We start from the raw sequence: 19239 nt of genomic DNA on the forward strand, positions 1-19239 counted from the left end.
GATAATACCGCCGATAAAACTTGCAAGTACCGATAACCAAAATTGAGAGAAATTCATAAACAGCCCTCCTTCCTCGCCGGATTAACCTTTGACGAAGGCTGTGGCAACAACAATATTATAGCGCTTGTATGATGAAATCACAATAATTCCTTGACAGAACAATAAACATTGGCTATAATGAGTCTTGTCCTTACGACATGGGGTTATAGCTCAGTTGGTTAGAGTGTCTCGTTGACATCGAGGAGGTCACAGATTCGAATTCTGTTAACCCCACCATAAGCTCGCCTAGCTCAGTTGGCTAGAGCATCTCCGTCACATGGAGGGGGTCGGGGGTTCGAATCCCTCGGCGAGCACCATATTGAATTATGAGGAAGCTGGGAACGGCTTCCTTTTTGATTTTTTTCAAAAACCTATTGACACATTCAGAATTATCCCGTATAATCGTTTGTGTTGGTTCGGTGCTTACACCGACGACACCTTAATGCGGACGTGGCGGAATCGGCAGACGCGCTAGTTTCAGGTACTAGTGGTGGTGACATCGTGGAGGTTCAAGTCCTCTCGTCCGCACCATTTTTATGTGTAAAACCTTTTTATTGAATATGTTGCGGTCGTGGCGGAATTGGCAGACGCGCTACTTTGAGGGGGTAGTGTTCACAAGACGTATGGGTTCAAGTCCCATCGACCGCACCAATTAAGAATTAGAAAAGACCATTATGGTAGATGGACATTTACCGTAATGGTCTTTTTATGCTATAATGTCTCTGTTGCCACAGCCTCTATCAAAGGTTAATCCGGCGAGAGAGGAGGGGAAGACATGTCTAAACTCTCTTTTGCGGCTTCTGTGCTGGCAAGTATCATCGGCGGCATTATCGCTGAGCTTGTTTTGCACTGGCTAGGCTTGTAAGCCCCAAGCAGCGGTGGTAATCTAGCCATTATGTACTCCCTGCGCTTATTGCAGATGATTCTAAGAAAAGCCCTGCCGGTCATCACTTCGGCAGGGCTTTTTCTTTGGGTATAACATGTCTATACTCTCTCTTTACAAGAAAAATATAGCATTTTATAGCGATAAAGTCAAGAAAAAGTGCCCTAAAGTTACCTACGAAAAGCCCGTGGCGGTGTATTCCTAAGCGATTTACGCGCTTGCGCGTACTAGCGCAGGAATATACTGCCACGGGCTTTTCGGGCACGAACAATCTAGTAACGCTCATAAAGTATTGCCTTGATTCTGAATTTTTAATGGAAATTTAATGGAAATTTAATTAGTTTCCTATTGCAAATCGTTTTATATTATGTTAAACTAACTTAGGTTCTGAAAAACGAATGGAAAATTGCTGAGGAAACATGGACACTCGCAAAGTCTTCTATTCCGCCTTCAGAACGAATATTAATTCTATTTTACAGAAGGAGGAGTTTCTCATGAAGAAGACTCTCGTATCCGCTCTGACGACCGCTCTGGTTGTTGGTGCAGCTAGCACGACTTTCGCTGCTGCAAATCCGTTCTCCGATGTTCCTGCTGACCATTGGGCTTATGACGCTGTAAGCCAGCTGGCTGCTGACGGCGTTATCGAAGGCTATGGCGACAGCACCTTCAAGGGCAACCGTAACATCACCCGTTACGAAATGGCTCAGATGGTAGCTAAAGCTATGGCTAAGAACACCTCCGGTGCTGACAAAGCTCTGGTTGACAAACTGGCTGCTGAATTCGCTGAAGAACTCAACAACCTGGGTGTTCGCGTAGCTAAGCTCGAACGCAACGCTGACATGGTTAAGTGGAACGGCAAAGCTGAATACACTTGGCAGCGTACGAACGTTGGCAAAACTTACACGACGAATACTGCAGACAATGCTGACACGAATCAGTTGTTATTCCGCCTCGAACCCAGCGCTGAAGTAAACAAGAACTGGCATGTAAATGCTCGTCTCGATGCTAAGATTAACATGACTCATGACACGGGTAAGGATGATGACAATGTTCATCTCAAACGTGTTTGGGCACAGGGCGACTACAAGAACTTCCAGGTCCGTGCTGGTAAGATGGGCAACAAGATTGCTAATGACATCGTATTCGATGACACTTTCTCCGGTCTCGATGTAACCTTCGGTAAAGACCTCAAAGCTACTCTGGCTTATGGCCGTCTGAGCAGCAATACGATTGATGCCATAAATGACAGTGCTGCTAAAGGTGACGTTAAAACATCTAACTATTGGGGCGTGGGCCTGAACTATGCTGGTAAGAGCAAGCTGACGGCTCGTGCTGCTTATCAGCAGTTCAACATCGGTGATAGAATTACTGTTGGTACCATTCCTTATGGTACCGCTAAAGAAGGCATTAAAGATGGTGTTTGGTCTGTAGGTGCTGGCTACAAGTTCGATAAGAATGTTGCTATTGATGCTGTTTATGCTCGTGGCAATAAGAAGCTTGAAAATTATGTAAATGCTGGCGTTAATCCGGATCAGAAGACTGCTTTCTCCTATCAGGTAAGCTACAAAGGCGCTCAGCCGGCTAACAAGGGCACTTGGGGCGCATGGGCTGCTTATCGTTACCTCGGTTACGGTGCTGCTATTCATCCGACTTGGGATGTTGTTAAGGCTGGTACGAAGGGCTTCGAAATCGGCGTTAAGTATGTTCCTCTCAAGAACATCGTTACCCAGCTCCAGTATGGTAACGGCAAGCTCATCGGTCAGGACAAGACGTACAACAGCATCTTCGGCCGCGTTGAATTCCTGTTCTAATCAATCGATTAGCAGATTATACGCAACTAACAAAGACCTCCACTTCGGTGGAGGTCTTTTTCTTGCAGTTTATGCTGATTTGTGCTACACTAAAGACAGATAAAAAAGACCACCGATAGACGGCGTGCTTTCCTAGCTCGTTGGTTAATATCGGCATATAAGTTACGAATAACCGTCAAGTGTAGGAGCTCAGGCGGTTATTTCTTTTTCAGAACGATGATAATAAGCAACAGCATTAAAAGCTGAAATGACATATCACTCACCATTATGACCCCGCTTTCTCTAAGGGATTACGACCCTTTCTGCGAGGGAAACACGCCGCCTACCGTTATGGTGGCCAGCACACAGGATGTGCGCTAGATATAGTATATCAGATTTAATGTTTTTGACAAGTCAATTATCGATGAAAGCCCTTGATGACTTGTTCCTAAGCGATTTACACGCGAAGCGTGTACTAGCGCAGGAATAAGTCATCAAGGGCTTTCAGGCATAGAACTTAACTTTACTCTTCTGTAAATGTCTCTTTCAGCATCTGCTGCTGCTCTTTGTTAATGGTAATCTTTCCGTGGAGCAGGGAGATAAGCCCTGCTTCTTTTAGTTTTACCACGCCGCGGTTGACGGTTTTTACGCTGGTGCCGATGTCGTCGGCAATCTGCTGGCGGCTGGTGTGGAGGATGAAGAGGTCGGTTTCGATATCGCCGAGGCGTTTTAAGAGGTAGCCATGGAGGCGGTCAAGGCTGGGCAGGAATTTTACACGGCCCGCTTCGTTGGAGGTCGGGTACATCTTGGCGGCCAGGAGCTGAGCGACAGCTACGGCGAAGTCGTTGTCAATGCGCATCCACTGCAGGAAGGTTTCGGCCCGCATGGCGATGACTTCGCAGGTGGAACTGGCTTCATTGGAGGCGGCGTAAAGCTGCTGGCCTGCCAGTACTTCTAAATCGCCAATCAAATCGGGCACATCAAGGGAGCCGAAGGTATAGCGCTGACCACTGGCAAATTCGTTGCTGACCCGGGTTTCGCCCTTGGTCAGCAGATAGACGTGCTTCGCTTCCTCGCCCTTGCGGACAATGGACTCGCCGGGCAGGTAGACTTTATGGGTGGTCTGCCGTTTAATGTCGGCAGGCATATGGTCGAGAATGTATTGGAGTTTCATAGAGGCGGTTCCTTTCCGTTATAGTCAAAATACGTTTCTTTCATTATATATGATTTTTACAAAATAAAAAAGGACATTAATTTGGACGAATGTCCTTTTTTTATTGCCTAAAAAAGGATAAACTAACAGTGAAATGAGATAAAATGGAAGGGGAGCGCGAATGATGCGGAATTTGTTTGGTCATGCACTGAGCCATCCAAAGATTTGGCAGCGGGAGATCGTAGCAGGTATCACAGCATTTTTTGCGATTTCCTACATTATAATAGTCAATCCTTTGATTTTGGCTGACGCGGGGATTCCGGTGGAACTGTCCGTGTTTGCGACGATTTTTTCGTCGGTGATTGGCTGTTTGCTGATGGCTTTTGTGGCCAATGCGCCCATTGTGCTGACTCCCGGCATGGGGATTAATGCCTTCTTTACATACACCATCTGCGTGCAGATGGGGCTTAGCTGGCATGAGGCGCTGGCGATTTCGCTGGTTTCGGGCTTGATTTTTGCCTTTGTGGCCTGCTCGAAATGGGCGGCTCGTCTTAGCGGTGCTGTGGCACCGTCGCTGAAATGTGCGATTACGGCAGGCATTGGACTCTTTCTCGTGGAGATTGGTCTGGAGAAGGCGGAACTTATCCGCCGCGGCACGAGTTCGATTATCGAACTGGGTTCGCTGACGAATCCGGCGGCTTTGCTTGCCATCTTCGGCTTGGTGCTGAGTCTGGCTCTTTACCTGCGCAATGTGATGGGCAGTTTCTTCATCGCCATTGTGGTGACCAGCGTGCTTGGTTACTTTATGGGCGTGGGGCAGGGCAGTCAGGTTAGCGTGAATCTGGCAGACATCGGTCTTTATCCGCAGCTTTTGCTGCAGGCGGATTTTTCGAGGTTGCTGTCCATACCGTTTTTACTGGCAGTGTTTTCCATGTCCATGATTATGGTCTTTGAGACGATGGGACTGCTCGAGGGCATTTTGCCCAATCAGGCGAAATTCCCCAAGACCTTCAAGGGTTCGGCCTTTACCACCATGGTTTCCAGTATGCTGGGCACCAGTCCGACGGTGGCGGCGGCGGAAAGTGCGGCTGGTATTGCCAGCGGCGGACGCACCGGGCTTATGGCCTTGACGGCTTCTATCTTATTTATTCTGTCGCTGTTTTTCATTCCCCTGCTGGCTTATGTGCCGGCGGCGGCCATTGCTCCGGTAATTATCATCACGGGAGCAATGATGATGCAGCAGCTTCAATACATGGAGTTCAAGGATTTTTCGGAGTGGTTCCCCGCCTTCTTGGTGGTGGTGCTGATTCCGTTATCGGGCAGTATTTCGACGGGGCTGGCCTTCGGGTTCACCGCGTATCCGCTGCTCAAAATCCTGAACGGCGGCTGGCGCAATGTTCATGCGCTTAGCTACGTACTGGGCTTTCTTTTCCTCTTGAATCTTGTTTTCCAGGCAAGGTTCTAATTAAAAAGAAGAATTTACATAAAGCTTTGATAAAAGGCGTGTTTGATTCCTGCAAGATCGAATGCGCCTTTTGTCGTATACGACACCTCATCCGACAGCCCGGTGGGCTGCCACCTTCCCCTCAAGGGGAAGGCTTTTCTTTTTGGATAGAAGGATTTTTCGTGGCCTCTGTAGTATAATATAGTTAGTATACCTATGGGCGTGATTCAAAAATCACACATTAAGAGGGTGATATTGTGGACGATAAACCAGTAATGTTAATTGTGGATGACGTGGAAATCAACCGGGTGGTGCTGACCCAGTTTTTCCAGGAAGAATATCAAATCATGGAGGCCGAGAACGGCCAGGAAGCCATGGAAATCATCGAAGGCCAATCGGTGAATATCGTATTGGTGGATTTGGTTATGCCGGTGATGGATGGCTTTCAGGTGTTGGCCATGATGAAGCGGAATGACCAGCTTGCGGGGATTCCTGTGGTGGTCATGACGGCCAATAATGATGGGGATAGCGAGGCCCGGGCCATGGAGATGGGGGCGGCGGATTTTATTACGAAGCCCTACAATCCTACCATTGTGCGCTGCCGCATCCGCAACGTTATGGCCCGTGAGGAAAATGAGTGGCGCAAGGTGGCGCAGATGGCGCAGAACCGCCAGCTGGTCGAGATGCACCAGCATGTGGAAAAGGACAGTCTGACGGGGATTTACAACCGGGAGGCGTTCTACCGCAAGGCGGCAGAACTGATGCAGGAGCATCATCAGACCGGGTATAGCATCGTGTATCTGGACATCAGCTGCTTCAAGGTGGTCAACGACCTGTTCCGCATCGAGACCGGTAACCTCATTTTGAAGACGGCAGCGTTTTATTTCAACGTGCTGACGGGGGACGGCGGTCTGTGTGCCCGCATTGAGGCCGACCATTTTGCCCTTTGCCAGCCTACGGAAAAACTGGATATGGATACCCTTATTGCAGGGCTGGACAGCACCATTCAGTCCTTGGGAATCAGCCACAATATTCTGTTCTATGCAGGGGTTTATCCTGTGGAAAATGTCTTTCTGCCGGTGGATCAGATGTGTGACCGCGCGCATATGGCTCTCAATCGCATCAAAGGCCGTTATATGACCCGTTATGCTTTCTATGACAAGGCCATGCGGGATCAGATGATTGAGGAGCAGATGATTGTCCGCAATATGGAATATGCCCTGCATGAGGGGCAGTTCGTCATCAATCTGCAGCCGGTGTATGAGATTCCGTCCAAGAAAATCATTGGGGCGGAGGCGCTGGTACGCTGGAATTATCCCAAGGGGCCGATTCCGCCGTCGAAGTTCATTCCTATTTTTGAGAACAACGGCTTTATTGTGCGGCTGGACCGTTTCGTCTGGGAGGAGGCCTGCAAGGTACTGCGGGCGCAGATTGACGCAGGCTTTAATCCGCTGCCGATTTCGGTGAATATTTCACGGCTGAATTTCTACAGTCAGGATTTGCTGGAATTCTTGCAGTCCTTGATTAAAAAATACGATTTGCAACCTAAGATGCTGAAATTGGAAATCACGGAAAGCGCCTATATGGAAAATCCGCATCAGCTGATTGCCATGGTGCGGGCCTTCCGGGGTAATGGTTTTTCCGTACTCATGGACGATTTTGGCAGCGGCTTTTCCTCGTTGTCCATGTTGAAGGATTTGCCGGTGGATGTGCTCAAAATCGATATGGCCTTTGTGCAGGAAGTGGACAAGTCCAGCCGCGCCGGAGCCATTATGGAAAGCATTGTGGAACTGGGCAAGCACCTGAATATGGATGTCGTGGTGGAAGGCGTGGAAACCCAGGAACAGCTGGATTTCTTGAGCAAGATTGGCTGCCGGGAGATTCAGGGATATTATTTTGCCAAGCCCATGGATAAGGAAGCCTTTATGGGTTTGGTGCAGAGGAGTCAGGATATTTGAAACAAGTAAAAGCAGTAATTTTCGATATGGATGGGGTCATCATTGACAGCGAACCCATCCACAGCCGGGTGAAAATGGATACCTTCGCACATTTCGGCATTCCCTTTAATGAAGCGGATTTGATTCATTATATGGGGCGTACAAGTGGCGCTATCTTCCGCGAAACTTTGGCCAAATATGGTCGCACGGATATCAATCCGCAGGATATGGCAGATTATAAGCATGCCCACTATCTGGAAATCCTGCAAAGCGGGGAAATTGCCCCAGTGGAGGGCAGCGTGGAACTCATAAAATCCCTGTATGAGGCAGGCATTCCTCTGGCGCTTGCTACATCCTCCAATGTGCGGGTGATGAATACAGTGCTGGACAGCTTCGACATTCGCAAGTATTTCACTTCGATACTCTCCGGCGGGGAACTGCCCGAGAGCAAGCCGAATCCGGCCATCTATTTGATTAGCGCGGAACGCTTAGCCGTTGAGCCTGCTGACTGTATGGTAATCGAGGATACGGAAAACGGCATTCTGGCCGCGAAAAGGGCCGGTATGTTCTGCACTGCTTACCGCAATCCCAACTCTGGCAAGCAGGATTTAACCCTGGCCGACAGAGTGGTGGACAGCTTGAGGGAAATTGATGTAACGCAGCTGGATGCGTTCATTAAGTAACCTTCTCACAGGACAAGACGAAAACAATCAATAAAAGCCCGTATATACTGTTTCTGTAACGTTTGACGCGCAGCGTCTCAGTGAAAGAAACAGTATATACGGGCTTTTTTATTGCGTATTGTCAACGCAGTCCTGTCGGCGGGGTATTAGATGAAGCTGAATGCCTTAATCGTAGCATACTGCAGATATTTGTCTGCTTTGGTCGGGTCGCCTTCCAGAATGGCCTTGTTGACGGAAGCGTCCTTGCCTTCGGCGATATTCACGCGGCCGGCTGCGACTTCTTCTTCTACCTTGGCCAGAAGTTCCTTGCGGGCTTTCTTCGTGTCGTTGTAGATGGTCTTGTTGTAGAAGATGTTCATGGATTTCTCTGTCTTTTCTTCATCACAGTTGAAGAAGACATAAACTTTCTTTTCGGTTGCCATAATGATAATCCCCCTTGAAATACATATAATATTATTCCATTTATAAATATGTAACCAATAATGACATTATAACACATTCTGTCAAAAATGATAAATTAAATTGAATCTTCACAGGTGGTTGACAAATAAAACAAGAAAGAGTAAAGTGAAACTTGTATAGAATTGTAAGAAATCGTAGTCAATTCAGAGTTGAATGACCGGGAGGTATTTTCATGGCAATCATCAAGAAAGAATCCTTTGGCAAATTAAGCGATGGTCGTGAGGCGTTTCTCTATACCCTGCGCAACACTAAGGGGACGGAAGTAAAAGTCACCAACTATGGTGCCCGGCTCGTGAGCTGGAGTACCTATGCCAAAGATTATCAGAAAATAGATATCGTGCTGGGCTATGCGGATGCACTGACTTATGAGAAAGACGATACCAGCATGGGCGGCGTTGTGGGCCGTCATGCCAACCGCATTGCCGGCGGCAAGGCCGTCATCAATGGGCAGGAATACCAACTGGATTTGAATACCGGCTCCAAGAATCAGAACCATATCCACGGCGGCAGCAAGGGCTTCCATAATGAACTTTGGGAGGCAGAGGAAGTCTATGAAGGCGTGCGGCTGACCTATCACAGCAAGGATGGGGACGCAGGTTATCCAGGAAATATGGATGTAGCCGTTATCTATTCGCTGTCTAACGACAATGAGCTGTCCATCAAGTATGAAGCGGTCAGTGACAAGGATACCATCTGCAACCTGACCAACCACAGCTACTTCAATCTGGATGGCTTTGCATCCCCGTCCATCCTCGACCAGAAAATCCAGATTTTTGCTGACAAGTACACTTGGGCGGACAGCGAATCCCTGCCGGATGGGCGTATTCTTGATGTAGAGGGCACGCCGATGGATTTGCGCCAGCCGACGAAAATTGGCGCTCATATTGATGATGACTTTGATGAGCTCGTCATGGGCAAGGGCTATGACCACAATTGGGTTATCCGTGAGGAACCGGTCAGCGTGGAAATGAAGCCGGGGATGTTCGGCTATGACCCGCATTGCCCGATTGATTACCTCAAGGGCGGGCTCAAGAAAGTGGCCTATGCCGAATCGGATAACAGCGGCCTGACGCTGACCTGTTACAGCGACCTGCCGGGCGTACAGTTCTATACGGGAAATTTCCTCGAAGGCGGCCTGCCGGGCAAGAAGGGCGTGGAATTCCAGTATCGTTCCGGCTTTTGCCTCGAAACACAGTATTTCCCGAATGCGCTGGCTAATCCGAACTTTCCGCAGCCCATCATCAAAGCCGGGGAAAAATGGGAATCCCAGACGATTTTCGTGCTTTGCCCAAAAGATTAACTAAATTTATAATACCAATATGTAATTTTTATTCATTAGTGTCGCAAATGATGGGGAAATATAAAAACATTAATTACGATAATTTTAGCGAATACATGCAATGAATAATAAATAGTAGACAAAAATACGAAAAAAGCATACAATATAAACATGAACGAGAACATAAAGCATTTTATCATTCTCGAAAAGGTCATACCAATTTCAGGGAGGCATGTTTGATGAATATTCATGAGTACCAGAGCAAGGCCGTATTGAAAGCCTATGGGGTAGCAGTTCCTGAGGGGCTGCCTGCATTCACGGTGGATGAAGCTGTGGAAAATGCCAAGAAAATCGGCACTCCTGTAGTCGTAGTGAAGGCCCAGATTCATGCTGGCGGCCGCGGCAAAGCTGGCGGTGTCAAGCTGGCCAAGAATCTTGATGAAGTGAAAAATTATGCAAGTGAGTTGCTGGGCAAAACGCTTGTGACCCATCAGACGGGGCCGGAAGGCAAGAAGGTGGGACGCCTCCTCATCGAAGCTGGTTCCAATATCAAGAAGGAATATTACCTGTCCTTCGTCATTGACCGTCAGACGGCCCGCGTGGTTATGATGGGCTCCGAAGAAGGCGGTATGGAAATCGAAAAAGTTGCCGCTGAAATGCCGGAAAAGATTTTCAAGGAATACATTGACCCGGTGGTTGGTCTGGCACCGTTCCAGGCTACCCGCATGGCCTACAATATCAATATTCCGCAGCCGGCCATCCGCAAGGCTACGAAGCTCATGACCTGCCTGTACAACGCTTTTGTCGGCAAGGACTGCTCGCTGGCCGAAATCAATCCGCTCGTAGTTACGGCGGAAGATGATGTGATTGCCCTCGATGCGAAGCTGAACTTTGATGACAGCGCCCTGTTCCGTCATCCGGATATTGAAGAACTCCGTGATGAGAGCGAGGAAGACCCCAAGGAACGCCGTGCAGCAGAAGCTGGCCTCAACTACGTCAACCTCGGCGGCGATGTCGCCTGCATGGTTAACGGTGCAGGTCTGGCCATGGCTACCGTGGATATCATCAAACACTATGGCGGTGAGCCTGCCAACTTCCTCGATGTGGGCGGCGATTCCTCGCCGGAAAAGATTGCCGAAGCCTTCCAGATTATGCTGGACGGCGGTCAGGCCAAGGGCATTTTCGTCAATATCTTCGGCGGCATCAACCGCTGTGATGCAGTAGCAGCCGGTATTGTCGAAGCAGCCAAGATTATCTCGGATGATGGCAAGTCCCTGCCGGTTCCTGTAGTTGTGCGCTTAGAGGGCACCAATGTGGAACAGGGCCGCAAGATTTTGCAGGATTCTCCGATTGCCAACGTCATCATGGCACCGACCATGGAGGGCGGCGCGGAAGAAATCGTAAAACGTGTCAAGGCAGCAAAGTAAGGGAGGCCATCTAAATGGGTGTTTTAGTAAATAAAGATACAAAGGTAATCGTACAGGGCATTACGGGCAAACAGGCCACCTTCCATACGAAGCAGATGCTGGCCTATGGCACGAAGATTGTCGCTGGGGTAACGCCGGGCAAAGCCGGACAAGTTGTAGAAGGAGTTCCCGTATTCAACACCGTTAAGGACGCAGTGGACGCAACCGGGGCTACGGCCTCCGTGGTCTATGTACCCGCAAGGTTCGCCGCTGACTCCATCATGGAAGGTGTGGATGCCGGTCTTGATTTGGTAGTCTGCATTACCGAGCATATTCCCGTACAGGATATGGTCAAGGTTCGCCGCTATATGGAAGGCAAGAAGACCCGCCTGATTGGGCCGAACTGCCCGGGCATTCTGACCACGGATGAAGCAAAACTCGGTATCATTCCGGGCAATATCCAGAAAAAAGGTCATGTAGGCCTCGTTTCCCGCTCTGGAACCTTGACCTATGAAGCAGCTTTCCAGCTTATGAACGCCGGAATTGGTGTGACGACTGCTATCGGTATCGGCGGTGACCCTGTCAAGGGTACGGACTTTATCGATGCACTGGAACTCTTCAAGAATGACCCCGAAACCAAGGCTGTGCTGATGATTGGTGAAATCGGCGGTACGGCTGAAGAAGACGCCGCCAAATGGATTAAGGAAAACATGCCGAATAAACCGGTTGCTGCCTTCATCTCCGGCCGTCAGGCGCCTCCGGGAAAACGCATGGGCCATGCCGGTGCAATTATCTCCGGCGGCAAAGGTACGGCTGCCGATAAGATTAAGGCCCTCAACGGCGTTGGCATTGAAGTGGCTGACACCGTTGCCCATATCGGCGCAACCGTTGTCGATACGCTGAAAAAAGCAGGCATTTACGACGAGTGCCATACTTGCTGAACCTCATCCGCCGCGCATTCGCTTGGCACCTTCCCCAGAGGGGAAGGCAACAAAAAAATCCCGCTGGACATTGTCCAGCGGGATTTTTCAATTCCGTAACAAATGAAATTATTTGATGCCAGCGCCATCGAGAGCGGAACGAACGCTCTGAGCAGCTTTGTGCATCTTTTCGAGTTCATCGTCAGTGAGGTGAACTTCGAAGGAGCGCATGATACCATCAGCGCAAACCATACGAGGAATGGACAGAGCCACGTCCTTGATGCCATATTCGCCTTCGAGAACTGCGGAGCAGGGCAGGATGGTGTGTTCATCATAGAGAACGGACTTGATGAAGCGGCAAGCAGCCATAGCAATACCGGTGTTCGTGAAGCCCTTCTTGTTGATAACATCGTAAGCAACCTGCACGAGTTCCTGTTCAACAGCTTCGTGGCTGAGTTTTTCCGTACGATGGAAATATTCATCCAGATCATCAATGGGGAAACCAGCGCAGCCAGTCGTGGACCAAGCAACGAAAGCAGCGTTGCCGTGTTCACCGAGAACATAACCGTTGATGTTCTTCGGGTCAACCTGGTACTTGTCAGCCAGGATGCGACGGAAACGATAGGTTTCGAGCATCGTACCGGTACCGAGGATGAGGTTGCGCGGATAATCGAACTGCGTGGAAACAACATAAGTCGCAACGTCAAGCGGGTTGGTGATCATGATGATCATAGCTTCCTTCGTGCGCTTAACGATTTCGCCCATTACGGAGCTCATGATCTTAGCGTTGGTGCCAGCCAGCTTCAGGCGGTCCGGAGTTTCACCCGGGCGGATGGACGGGCCTGCCGTGATAACGATGATGTTTGCATCTTTGCAGTCTTCATAGTCACCGAGGTGGAACTTGATGTTCGTGCTGTAGATGCAGCTCGTTGCATGGCTGGAGTCCTTAGCTTCGCCCCAAGCCTTGTCTTCGTTGAGGTCGATGAGGACTACTTCCGTAGCAAGCTGGAAGTCAGCGATTTTGTTGGCAACTGCGGAGCCAACGTTGCTGGCGCCGATGACGACGATTTTTCTTCTGTTGTTCATTTTGTTATTACCCCCTGAATCAAATTGTGAAATATATCCCTAAGTCGTGTTAATGGTAGCACTATTAATACCTGGTGTCAATAAGTATTTGCAAAGAAACAAAAGCAATATTTTTCGCAAAATTAGTGTAACTGTCAAAAATGACGGGAAAATGTGTAAATTCGTCAGACCTGCGGGAAAGCCGTAGATTTTTTATAAGAGGCGGTTGTATTTACAGGTTATTTATTATATATTATAGATTGTTACTTTGATTGGCTGACTTCGGAAGGAGATTGTTTGACATATGTTTGGCATGTCTTTAGATATTGGTATTGACTTGGGCACGGCTAACGTGCTGGTATATGTAAAGGGCAAGGGCATCGTGCTACGTGAGCCCTCTGTTGTGGCAGTGGATCGCGATACGAACCGCGTGCTGGCTATCGGTGAGGAAGCACGCCAGATGATTGGCCGTACGCCGGGCAATATCGTGGCTATCCGCCCACTGCGGGAAGGTGTTATCGCCGACTACGACATCACGGAGAGCATGCTGCGCCACTTCATTGAAAAGGTGGTGGGCCGCCGTTTCGTCTTCCGTCCCCGCATCATGATTTGCATTCCTTCGGGCTGCACCATGGTGGAACAGCGTGCGGTGCAGGAAGCTGCTGAGCAGGCTGGTGCCCGTCATACCCAGCTCATTGAAGAACCGCTGGCCGCCGCTTTGGGCGCCGGGCTTGATATCGTAGAACCGCGTGGTTCCATGGTTGTGGATATCGGCGGCGGCACTACGGATATCGCCGTGATTTCCTTGGGCGGCATTGTGACGAGTGCCTCCCTCCGCGTGGCCGGTGACAAGTTCGATGAGGATATCACCGCTTTCGTGAAGAAGGAATTCAACATCATGATTGGCGAGCGCACCGCCGAGGAAATCAAAATGCGTGTAGGCGCGGCTTTTGCTGGTGCGCGCAATGAAATCATGGATGTGCGTGGCCGCGATATGCTCTCCGGTCTGCCGAAGAACGTGCAGATTACCACGGCACAGGCAGCAGAAGCCACCCATGACAGCGTGACGAAAATCGTCAACTGCGTCAAGAAGGTGCTGGAGGACACACCGCCGGAACTGTCGGCAGACGTGATGAACTGCGGTATTGTGCTTACGGGCGGCGGCGCAATGCTCTACGGTCTGGATGAGCTGATTCGCCGTGAAACGGATATTCCTACGGCCCTGGCAGAAGATGCCATGAGCTGCGTGGCTATCGGCTGCGGCATGGCTCTGGACAGCTTTAATAAATTTGACGGCAAAGCCCGCAATGTAAAGACTGGACGATAAAAAATATATTTTTTTGACAAAGGCGAAACTCGAAAGGAGTTTCGCCTTTTTGCGCGAAATATACAGGCAAGAAGAAGTATGGAAATGTCTTCCTCTATGGAGGAAGGTGTCGAGCATATGCGAGACGGATGAGGTTTTAAGGGAGGATTATACTATGTGGCGTGGCCTATATACTGCAGGCACGGGCATGATTACCGAGAGCAAGCGCACAGATACGCTGGCCAACAACCTTGCCAATGCCAATACCACCGGATTCAAACGGGATGAAGCCATCAGCCGGGAGTTCCATCCCATGCTGATTAAACGCATCAACGACGGAATTAATCATAATGACGTAACCAGTTTCAAGCAGTTCCATGTTGGGGAACAGTATCCTGTGGTGGGGACTTTGGGGCTGGGTTCTTATATTGACGAAATTGCCACCGAGCATAGCCAGGGGGCCTTTGAAACCACGGGAAATCCTTTGGATTTGGCCATTTCCGGCAACGGCTATTTTGCCATTCAGACGCCAAACGGGGTGCGCTATACCCGTGACGGCAACTTCTATAAATCGGCCCGAGGCGAGATTCAGACCGTGAATGGGCAGACGGTGCTCGGGCGCAACGGGCGCGGCATCACCATCCCGCAGGACACGGTCAGCATTATGGTGGGCAGCAAAGGGGAAGTCTATGCCGACAATGTGCAGATTGGACAGCTGCAGTTCGTGCAGTTCGACAATCGGCGGGCGGTGCTCAAACAGGGGAATAATCTCTATTATCCGCAGGAAGGCGCGCGGCCTGCACCTGCGACGGGGGAGATTCAGCAGGGACTGTTGGAGCGCTCCAATACCAATGTGGTGTCGGAGATGGTGGAACTCATCAATAATTACCGCATGTACGAAGCCGGCTCCAAGGCGGTTACGACCCAGGATGCGATGCTGGATAAATCGGTAAACGATGTGGGGCGCCTTACCTAAATAATGCTTAAGTTTTATGAAGTTTTGTTCGATATATATGGGAGAAGTTCGTGGTGTAAGGGAGGTAGCTCGTTATGATGAGAGCACTTTGGTCGGCAGCTTCGGGGATGAAGGGGCAGCAGACTAATATGGATGTTATTGCCAATAATATTGCCAATGTAAATACGTATGGCGGCAAGAAGGTTCGGGCGGAGTTTCAGGATTTGATTTATCAGACCCTGCGGGATGCCGGGGCACAGAGCGGGCAGGATAATCAGTATCCTACCGGACTGCAGATTGGTTTGGGTACCCGTGTTGCGGCTACGCAGCGCGTAATCACGCAGGGGCCGCTGCAGACGACGGAAAATCCCACGGATGTCGGCATTCAGGGGGAAGGTTATTTCCGCGTGACTTTGCCGGACGGCACCACGGGCTATACCCGTGATGGCTCCTTTAAGCTGGATTCTCAGCGGCGCCTTGTGACCTCTGACGGCTATCTGCTGGCAGACGGTATTACCTTTAATGAGAATTCGCCAGTGGACTCCATTGTTATTGCTGGCGATGGTCAGGTTTCGGAAACGCCGGCAGGCGGTACGCAGCAGAATGTGGGGCGTATTATGCTGGCCCGGTTTGTCAATCCTGCGGGGCTTACGGCCATTGGCAAGAATCTCTTTATCGTATCGGAAGCATCCGGTCAGCCTATTGAAGGCAATCCCGGTGAGGACGGGGCGGGAACGCTTACCCAGGGCACGTTGGAAATGAGCAATGTGCAGATTGTGGAGGAAATGGTCAATATGATTGTTTCCCAGCGTGCTTATGAGTCCAATTCCAAGGCTATCACCACTTCCGATTCCATGCTGGAAATTGCCAACGGGCTTAAACGCTGATGAATATTAAGAGGAGCCGCCCAGCCATTCGCAGCATACTCTGTATGCTATGGAGTGGCTTCTTCTGTCTGTTAGCCCTTGCTTTTTCGCCGCAGGCAGAAGCTGTTTATGGCGGCCATATGCAGGCGGAAGTCTTCCCGCAGATGATAAGTTCCCAGAAGCTGGCAGGGATTGCGCGGCAGCAGCTGGAACTGGAATTTTATAAAGCCGGGGAGAAGCGGCGGCATGTGCTGACGTTGACCAATGCACCCAGTGATATGCGGCTGCCAGCCGGGAAACTGCGCTATGAGGCGGAACTTCCCGGGCCTTTGCGTTACGGCAATGTTCAGCCGGTGCATATTCGCCTGTTACTGGATGAAAAACTCTACCGTCAGGTAGTCTGCTATTATCGGGTGCAGGTGTTTGATAAGGTGCTGGTGGCGGGGACGGATTTGGCTCTGGAAAAAGCCATCGCGCCGAATGCCGTGCGGTTAGAGGAGCGGGAAGTCCATGGCGGGCAGGGCCGCTATCTTTCCTCGTTTGAGGATATTGCCGGGCGGGTTCCTGTGCGTTATATCCATATGGGACAGCCTTTGGAGCAGAATATGCTGCAAAATCCCGTGGTGATTCAGGCGGGCACGCCTGTAAAACTCGTGACCAAATATAAGGGCATAGAGGTCAGTGCCAATGGCATTGCCATGCAGAAGGGCCGTGTGGGGGGCAGGATAAAGGTACGCAATGCCAATTCCTCCCGGATTCTGCAGGGTAAGGTAGTGGATGCTGCGACCGTGGAGATAGAGTGACAGAAAAAGGCAGGTAGTGACTATGAAGAATAAATATAAGCGGCAGATTGCGCTGGCTCTGGCGGCGGGAGGCCTTTTCTATGCACTGGCTCCGGCTACGGTAGATGCGCAGTCTTTATGGGCGGCAGATGGAGGCAAGATTCGCAGTGTCTTTGCTGACCGCAAGGCCCAGGATGTGGGGGATATCCTCACCATTGTCATCAGTGAGTCCACCAGCATTTCGGATACCCGCTCCACTTCCAACAGCAAGAGCGGAAAGTCATCTGTGAATGCTGGTATTGGCATTTTTGATTTCATCAAAGCGGCTTCCATTGGCGGTTCGGATTCCTTTAATGCCGATGGGGAGGCTTCATCCAAGAATACCACCCGTGCCAATGTGACGGTGACGGTGGTGGATGTGCAGCCCAACGGCAATCTGGTGCTGGAAGGCACCCAGTCCATCTGGAATAACAAGAATGAACACAAGATTACCTTCAAGGGAATATGCCGTCCGGAAGATGTGACCGCCAACAATACCATTTCTTCAACGAAGATTGCGGGAGCCACAGTGCGGTTTGACGGCAAGGGCCCCCTGAACGCGAAACAGCGGCAGGGTATTTTGACGCAGATATTCAACTTCTTGTTCTAACAGGATACGGAGGCTATTTATGAAAAGAGTATTGGCTTGTTTATTGGCCGGGGCTTTGGTTTTAGGAGGGCTTCCCTCGTTGGCTTCGGCAGATAATGCGGTGACACGGATAAAGGATATTGCCAAGGTGCAGGGCGTCCGCTCCAACCAGCTCATGGGCTATGGTCTGGTGGTAGGGCTTAACGGCAGTGGCGATTCCAATAAATCCACAGAAACGGTACAGTCCATTGTAAATATGTTGAAGACTTACGGCGTGGCGGTAAATCAGGGCTCCCTGAAATCCTCCAATGTGGCAGCGGTTATGGTAACGGCTACATTGCCGCCCTTCGTGCGGGAAGGCGATACGATTGATACTACGATATCATCCCTGGGTGATGCGAAAAGCATCCAGGGCGGTACGCTCCTGCAGACGCCGCTGAAGGCGGGCAACGGCAATGTCTATGCCGTGGCACAGGGCCCTGTTTCTACCGGTGGCTTTCAGGCTGGCCGTGGAGGCAACAATTCCACGGCAACCAAGAACTTCCCTACGGTGGGCATGACGCCCAATGGGGCTATCGTGGAACGGACGGTGGAGGATGATTTGGGCACCAACGGACGCATTTCGCTGTCCCTCGCCCATCCGGATTTCACCACGGCAACCCGCATGGCGGCAGCCATCAACTCCCAGTATGGGAACGTGGCGCGAGCCGTGAACCCCGGGCGTATTGACCTAAACATTCCTTCCTATTTCCGTGGGAATGTCGTGGGCTTTGTGGCATCCATTGAGGAACTGCCAATTATACCGGATAATGTGGCCAAGATTGTGGTAAGCGAGCGCACGGGTACCATTGTTATGGGCGGTGATGTATCGGTGGACGAAATCGCCATCACGCAGGGCGGCCTTTCCATCCGGGTGCAGAAAAACGAAAATGCCAATCAGCCGGACCCCTTCAGCTATGGTACTACCATCGTGACCAAGAATACGGATGTGACCGTGACGGAGGATAAGGCCAGCACCGTGGTACTGCCGGCTACGGCCAATATCAACGATATTGTCGGGGCACTCAACGCAGTAGGTGCAACCCCGCGAGATATTATTTCCATCCTGCAGGCAATGAAGGCCGCCGGGGCTATTCATGCAGACCTGCAGCTGATTTAAGATTGTTTGCAAGAGGCAGGTGATGGCAATGCAGATAGGACCACTTACAGCGCCAGGCTTAGAGGGGAGCGGCAACACCAGTTATAATTCGGCCAAAGCCGCGGCCGACTCGGTGAAGTTCTCTAAGATTCTTGAGGAGGTACAAGGCCGGGCGGAAAAAGCCTTGAATCCCAAGGAGGCAGCGGCCCTTCAAGAAGCCAAGGCCATGGAAAAGCGGGATAAGGAACTTAGAAAAGCCTGTGAGGGATTTGAAGCCATCTTTCTCAATATGATGTATCGCCAAATGCGGGCCACGGTGCCGGAAAACACCCTTTTCGGCGAGTCCCATGCTCTGAAAATTTTTCAGGACATGCGGGATGACGAACTGATGAAGAACGTGGCGGCGGGCGGCGGCATTGGTATTGCGGATATGATGTACAAACAGCTCAAACCGCAGGTTGAGAGTCGCAATGCATCGCAAAATGTGATAAAATGAATGGAAG

The 19239-nt window shown here is 50.4% G+C and carries 17 protein-coding genes and 4 tRNA genes; 18 read left to right on the forward strand and 3 right to left on the reverse strand.

Features of this window, described 5'->3' with window-relative positions:
* The first annotated feature begins 199 nt into the window (after window positions 1-199).
* From T320_RS03995 to T320_RS04015, 5 genes are all read left to right on the forward strand, one after another.
* Window positions 200-276 (forward strand) — tRNA-Val (locus T320_RS03995).
* Between the two features lie 3 nt (window positions 277-279).
* Window positions 280-356, forward strand: a tRNA-Val gene (locus T320_RS04000).
* Between the two features lie 127 nt (window positions 357-483).
* A tRNA-Leu gene (locus T320_RS04005) sits at window positions 484-570 on the forward strand.
* 34 nt (window positions 571-604) lie between these two features.
* Window positions 605-690: transfer RNA gene (locus T320_RS04010), tRNA-Leu, on the forward strand.
* A 726-nt stretch (window positions 691-1416) separates the two neighbouring features.
* Window positions 1417-2733 (forward strand): S-layer homology domain-containing protein, encoded by a 1317-nt coding sequence (locus T320_RS04015; protein WP_037353239.1) that lies wholly within the window; start codon window positions 1417-1419, stop codon window positions 2731-2733.
* Between the two features lie 502 nt (window positions 2734-3235).
* Here T320_RS04015 and T320_RS04020 read toward each other — a convergent pair.
* Complete coding sequence (locus tag T320_RS04020) at window positions 3236-3886, reverse strand: Crp/Fnr family transcriptional regulator (RefSeq protein WP_026759463.1); 651 nt, start codon at window positions 3884-3886, stop codon at window positions 3236-3238.
* A gap of 160 nt (window positions 3887-4046) precedes the next feature.
* Between T320_RS04020 and T320_RS04025 the strand changes: the two genes are divergently transcribed.
* The 3 genes from T320_RS04025 to T320_RS04035 all read left to right on the forward strand — a co-directional run bounded on the left by T320_RS04025 (window position 4047) and on the right by T320_RS04035 (window position 7929).
* Entirely contained in the window at window positions 4047-5330 is a 1284-nt protein-coding gene (locus T320_RS04025) for an NCS2 family permease (RefSeq protein ID WP_231465843.1), read from the forward strand.
* A gap of 236 nt (window positions 5331-5566) precedes the next feature.
* On the forward strand, window positions 5567-7267 hold the full coding sequence (locus T320_RS04030; protein WP_037353241.1) for a putative bifunctional diguanylate cyclase/phosphodiesterase: 1701 nt from the start codon (window positions 5567-5569) through the stop codon (window positions 7265-7267).
* Window positions 7264-7929, forward strand: coding sequence for an HAD family hydrolase (locus T320_RS04035; RefSeq protein ID WP_156032734.1), 666 nt, complete (start codon window positions 7264-7266; stop codon window positions 7927-7929). The genes T320_RS04030 and T320_RS04035 overlap by 4 nt, the downstream gene beginning before the upstream one ends.
* 146 nt (window positions 7930-8075) lie before the next feature.
* On the opposite strand, the gene T320_RS04040 is transcribed toward T320_RS04035, so the two are convergent.
* Window positions 8076-8351: a hypothetical protein gene (locus tag T320_RS04040; protein ID WP_026759459.1), complete on the reverse strand. Its 276-nt coding sequence runs from the start codon at window positions 8349-8351 to the stop codon at window positions 8076-8078.
* 212 nt (window positions 8352-8563) lie between these two features.
* Between T320_RS04040 and T320_RS04045 the strand changes: the two genes are divergently transcribed.
* The 3 genes from T320_RS04045 (at window position 8564) to sucD (ending at window position 12017) form a co-directional block, all read left to right on the forward strand.
* The gene (locus T320_RS04045) at window positions 8564-9691 is read left to right on the forward strand and encodes an aldose epimerase family protein (RefSeq protein ID WP_037353243.1); all 1128 of its coding nucleotides are present in this window, start codon (window positions 8564-8566) and stop codon (window positions 9689-9691) included.
* 218 nt (window positions 9692-9909) lie between these two features.
* On the forward strand, window positions 9910-11097 hold the full coding sequence (gene sucC, locus T320_RS04050; RefSeq protein ID WP_026759457.1) for an ADP-forming succinate--CoA ligase subunit beta: 1188 nt from the start codon (window positions 9910-9912) through the stop codon (window positions 11095-11097).
* A 14-nt stretch (window positions 11098-11111) separates the two neighbouring features.
* Complete coding sequence (sucD, locus tag T320_RS04055) at window positions 11112-12017, forward strand: succinate--CoA ligase subunit alpha (protein WP_037353245.1); 906 nt, start codon at window positions 11112-11114, stop codon at window positions 12015-12017.
* Between the two features lie 108 nt (window positions 12018-12125).
* Here sucD and T320_RS04060 read toward each other — a convergent pair whose 3' ends face one another.
* Entirely contained in the window at window positions 12126-13082 is a 957-nt protein-coding gene (locus T320_RS04060; protein WP_014423306.1) for an L-lactate dehydrogenase, read from the reverse strand.
* Between the two features lie 283 nt (window positions 13083-13365).
* On the opposite strand from T320_RS04060, the gene T320_RS04065 reads away from it, so the two are divergent.
* From T320_RS04065 to T320_RS04095, 7 genes are all read left to right on the forward strand, one after another.
* On the forward strand, window positions 13366-14388 hold the full coding sequence (locus T320_RS04065; protein WP_026759455.1) for a rod shape-determining protein: 1023 nt from the start codon (window positions 13366-13368) through the stop codon (window positions 14386-14388).
* Window positions 14389-14542: 154 nt separating this feature from the next.
* The gene (locus tag T320_RS04070; protein ID WP_037353249.1) at window positions 14543-15343 is read left to right on the forward strand and encodes a flagellar hook-basal body protein; all 801 of its coding nucleotides are present in this window, start codon (window positions 14543-14545) and stop codon (window positions 15341-15343) included.
* Between the two features lie 74 nt (window positions 15344-15417).
* Window positions 15418-16209 carry a flagellar basal-body rod protein FlgG gene (flgG, locus tag T320_RS04075; protein ID WP_026759453.1) on the forward strand — a complete coding sequence of 264 codons (792 nt, stop codon included), beginning with the start codon at window positions 15418-15420 and terminating at the stop codon, window positions 16207-16209.
* Complete coding sequence (gene flgA / locus T320_RS04080) at window positions 16209-16991, forward strand: flagellar basal body P-ring formation chaperone FlgA (RefSeq protein ID WP_037353252.1); 783 nt, start codon at window positions 16209-16211, stop codon at window positions 16989-16991. The genes flgG and flgA overlap by 1 nt, the downstream gene beginning before the upstream one ends.
* A 22-nt stretch (window positions 16992-17013) precedes the next feature.
* On the forward strand, window positions 17014-17619 hold the full coding sequence (locus T320_RS04085) for a flagellar basal body L-ring protein FlgH (RefSeq protein WP_037353255.1): 606 nt from the start codon (window positions 17014-17016) through the stop codon (window positions 17617-17619).
* A gap of 19 nt (window positions 17620-17638) precedes the next feature.
* Window positions 17639-18757: a flagellar basal body P-ring protein FlgI gene (locus tag T320_RS04090; RefSeq protein WP_037353257.1), complete on the forward strand. Its 1119-nt coding sequence runs from the start codon at window positions 17639-17641 to the stop codon at window positions 18755-18757.
* 28 nt (window positions 18758-18785) lie between these two features.
* A complete protein-coding gene (locus T320_RS04095) occupies window positions 18786-19232 on the forward strand; it encodes a rod-binding protein (RefSeq protein WP_037353367.1) in 447 nt (148 codons plus the stop codon).
* Window positions 19233-19239 lie beyond the last annotated feature (7 nt).

This window comes from Selenomonas sp. FC4001 (genome assembly GCF_000701565.1).
Lineage (GTDB): Bacteria > Bacillota > Negativicutes > Selenomonadales > Selenomonadaceae > Selenomonas_A > Selenomonas_A ruminantium_B.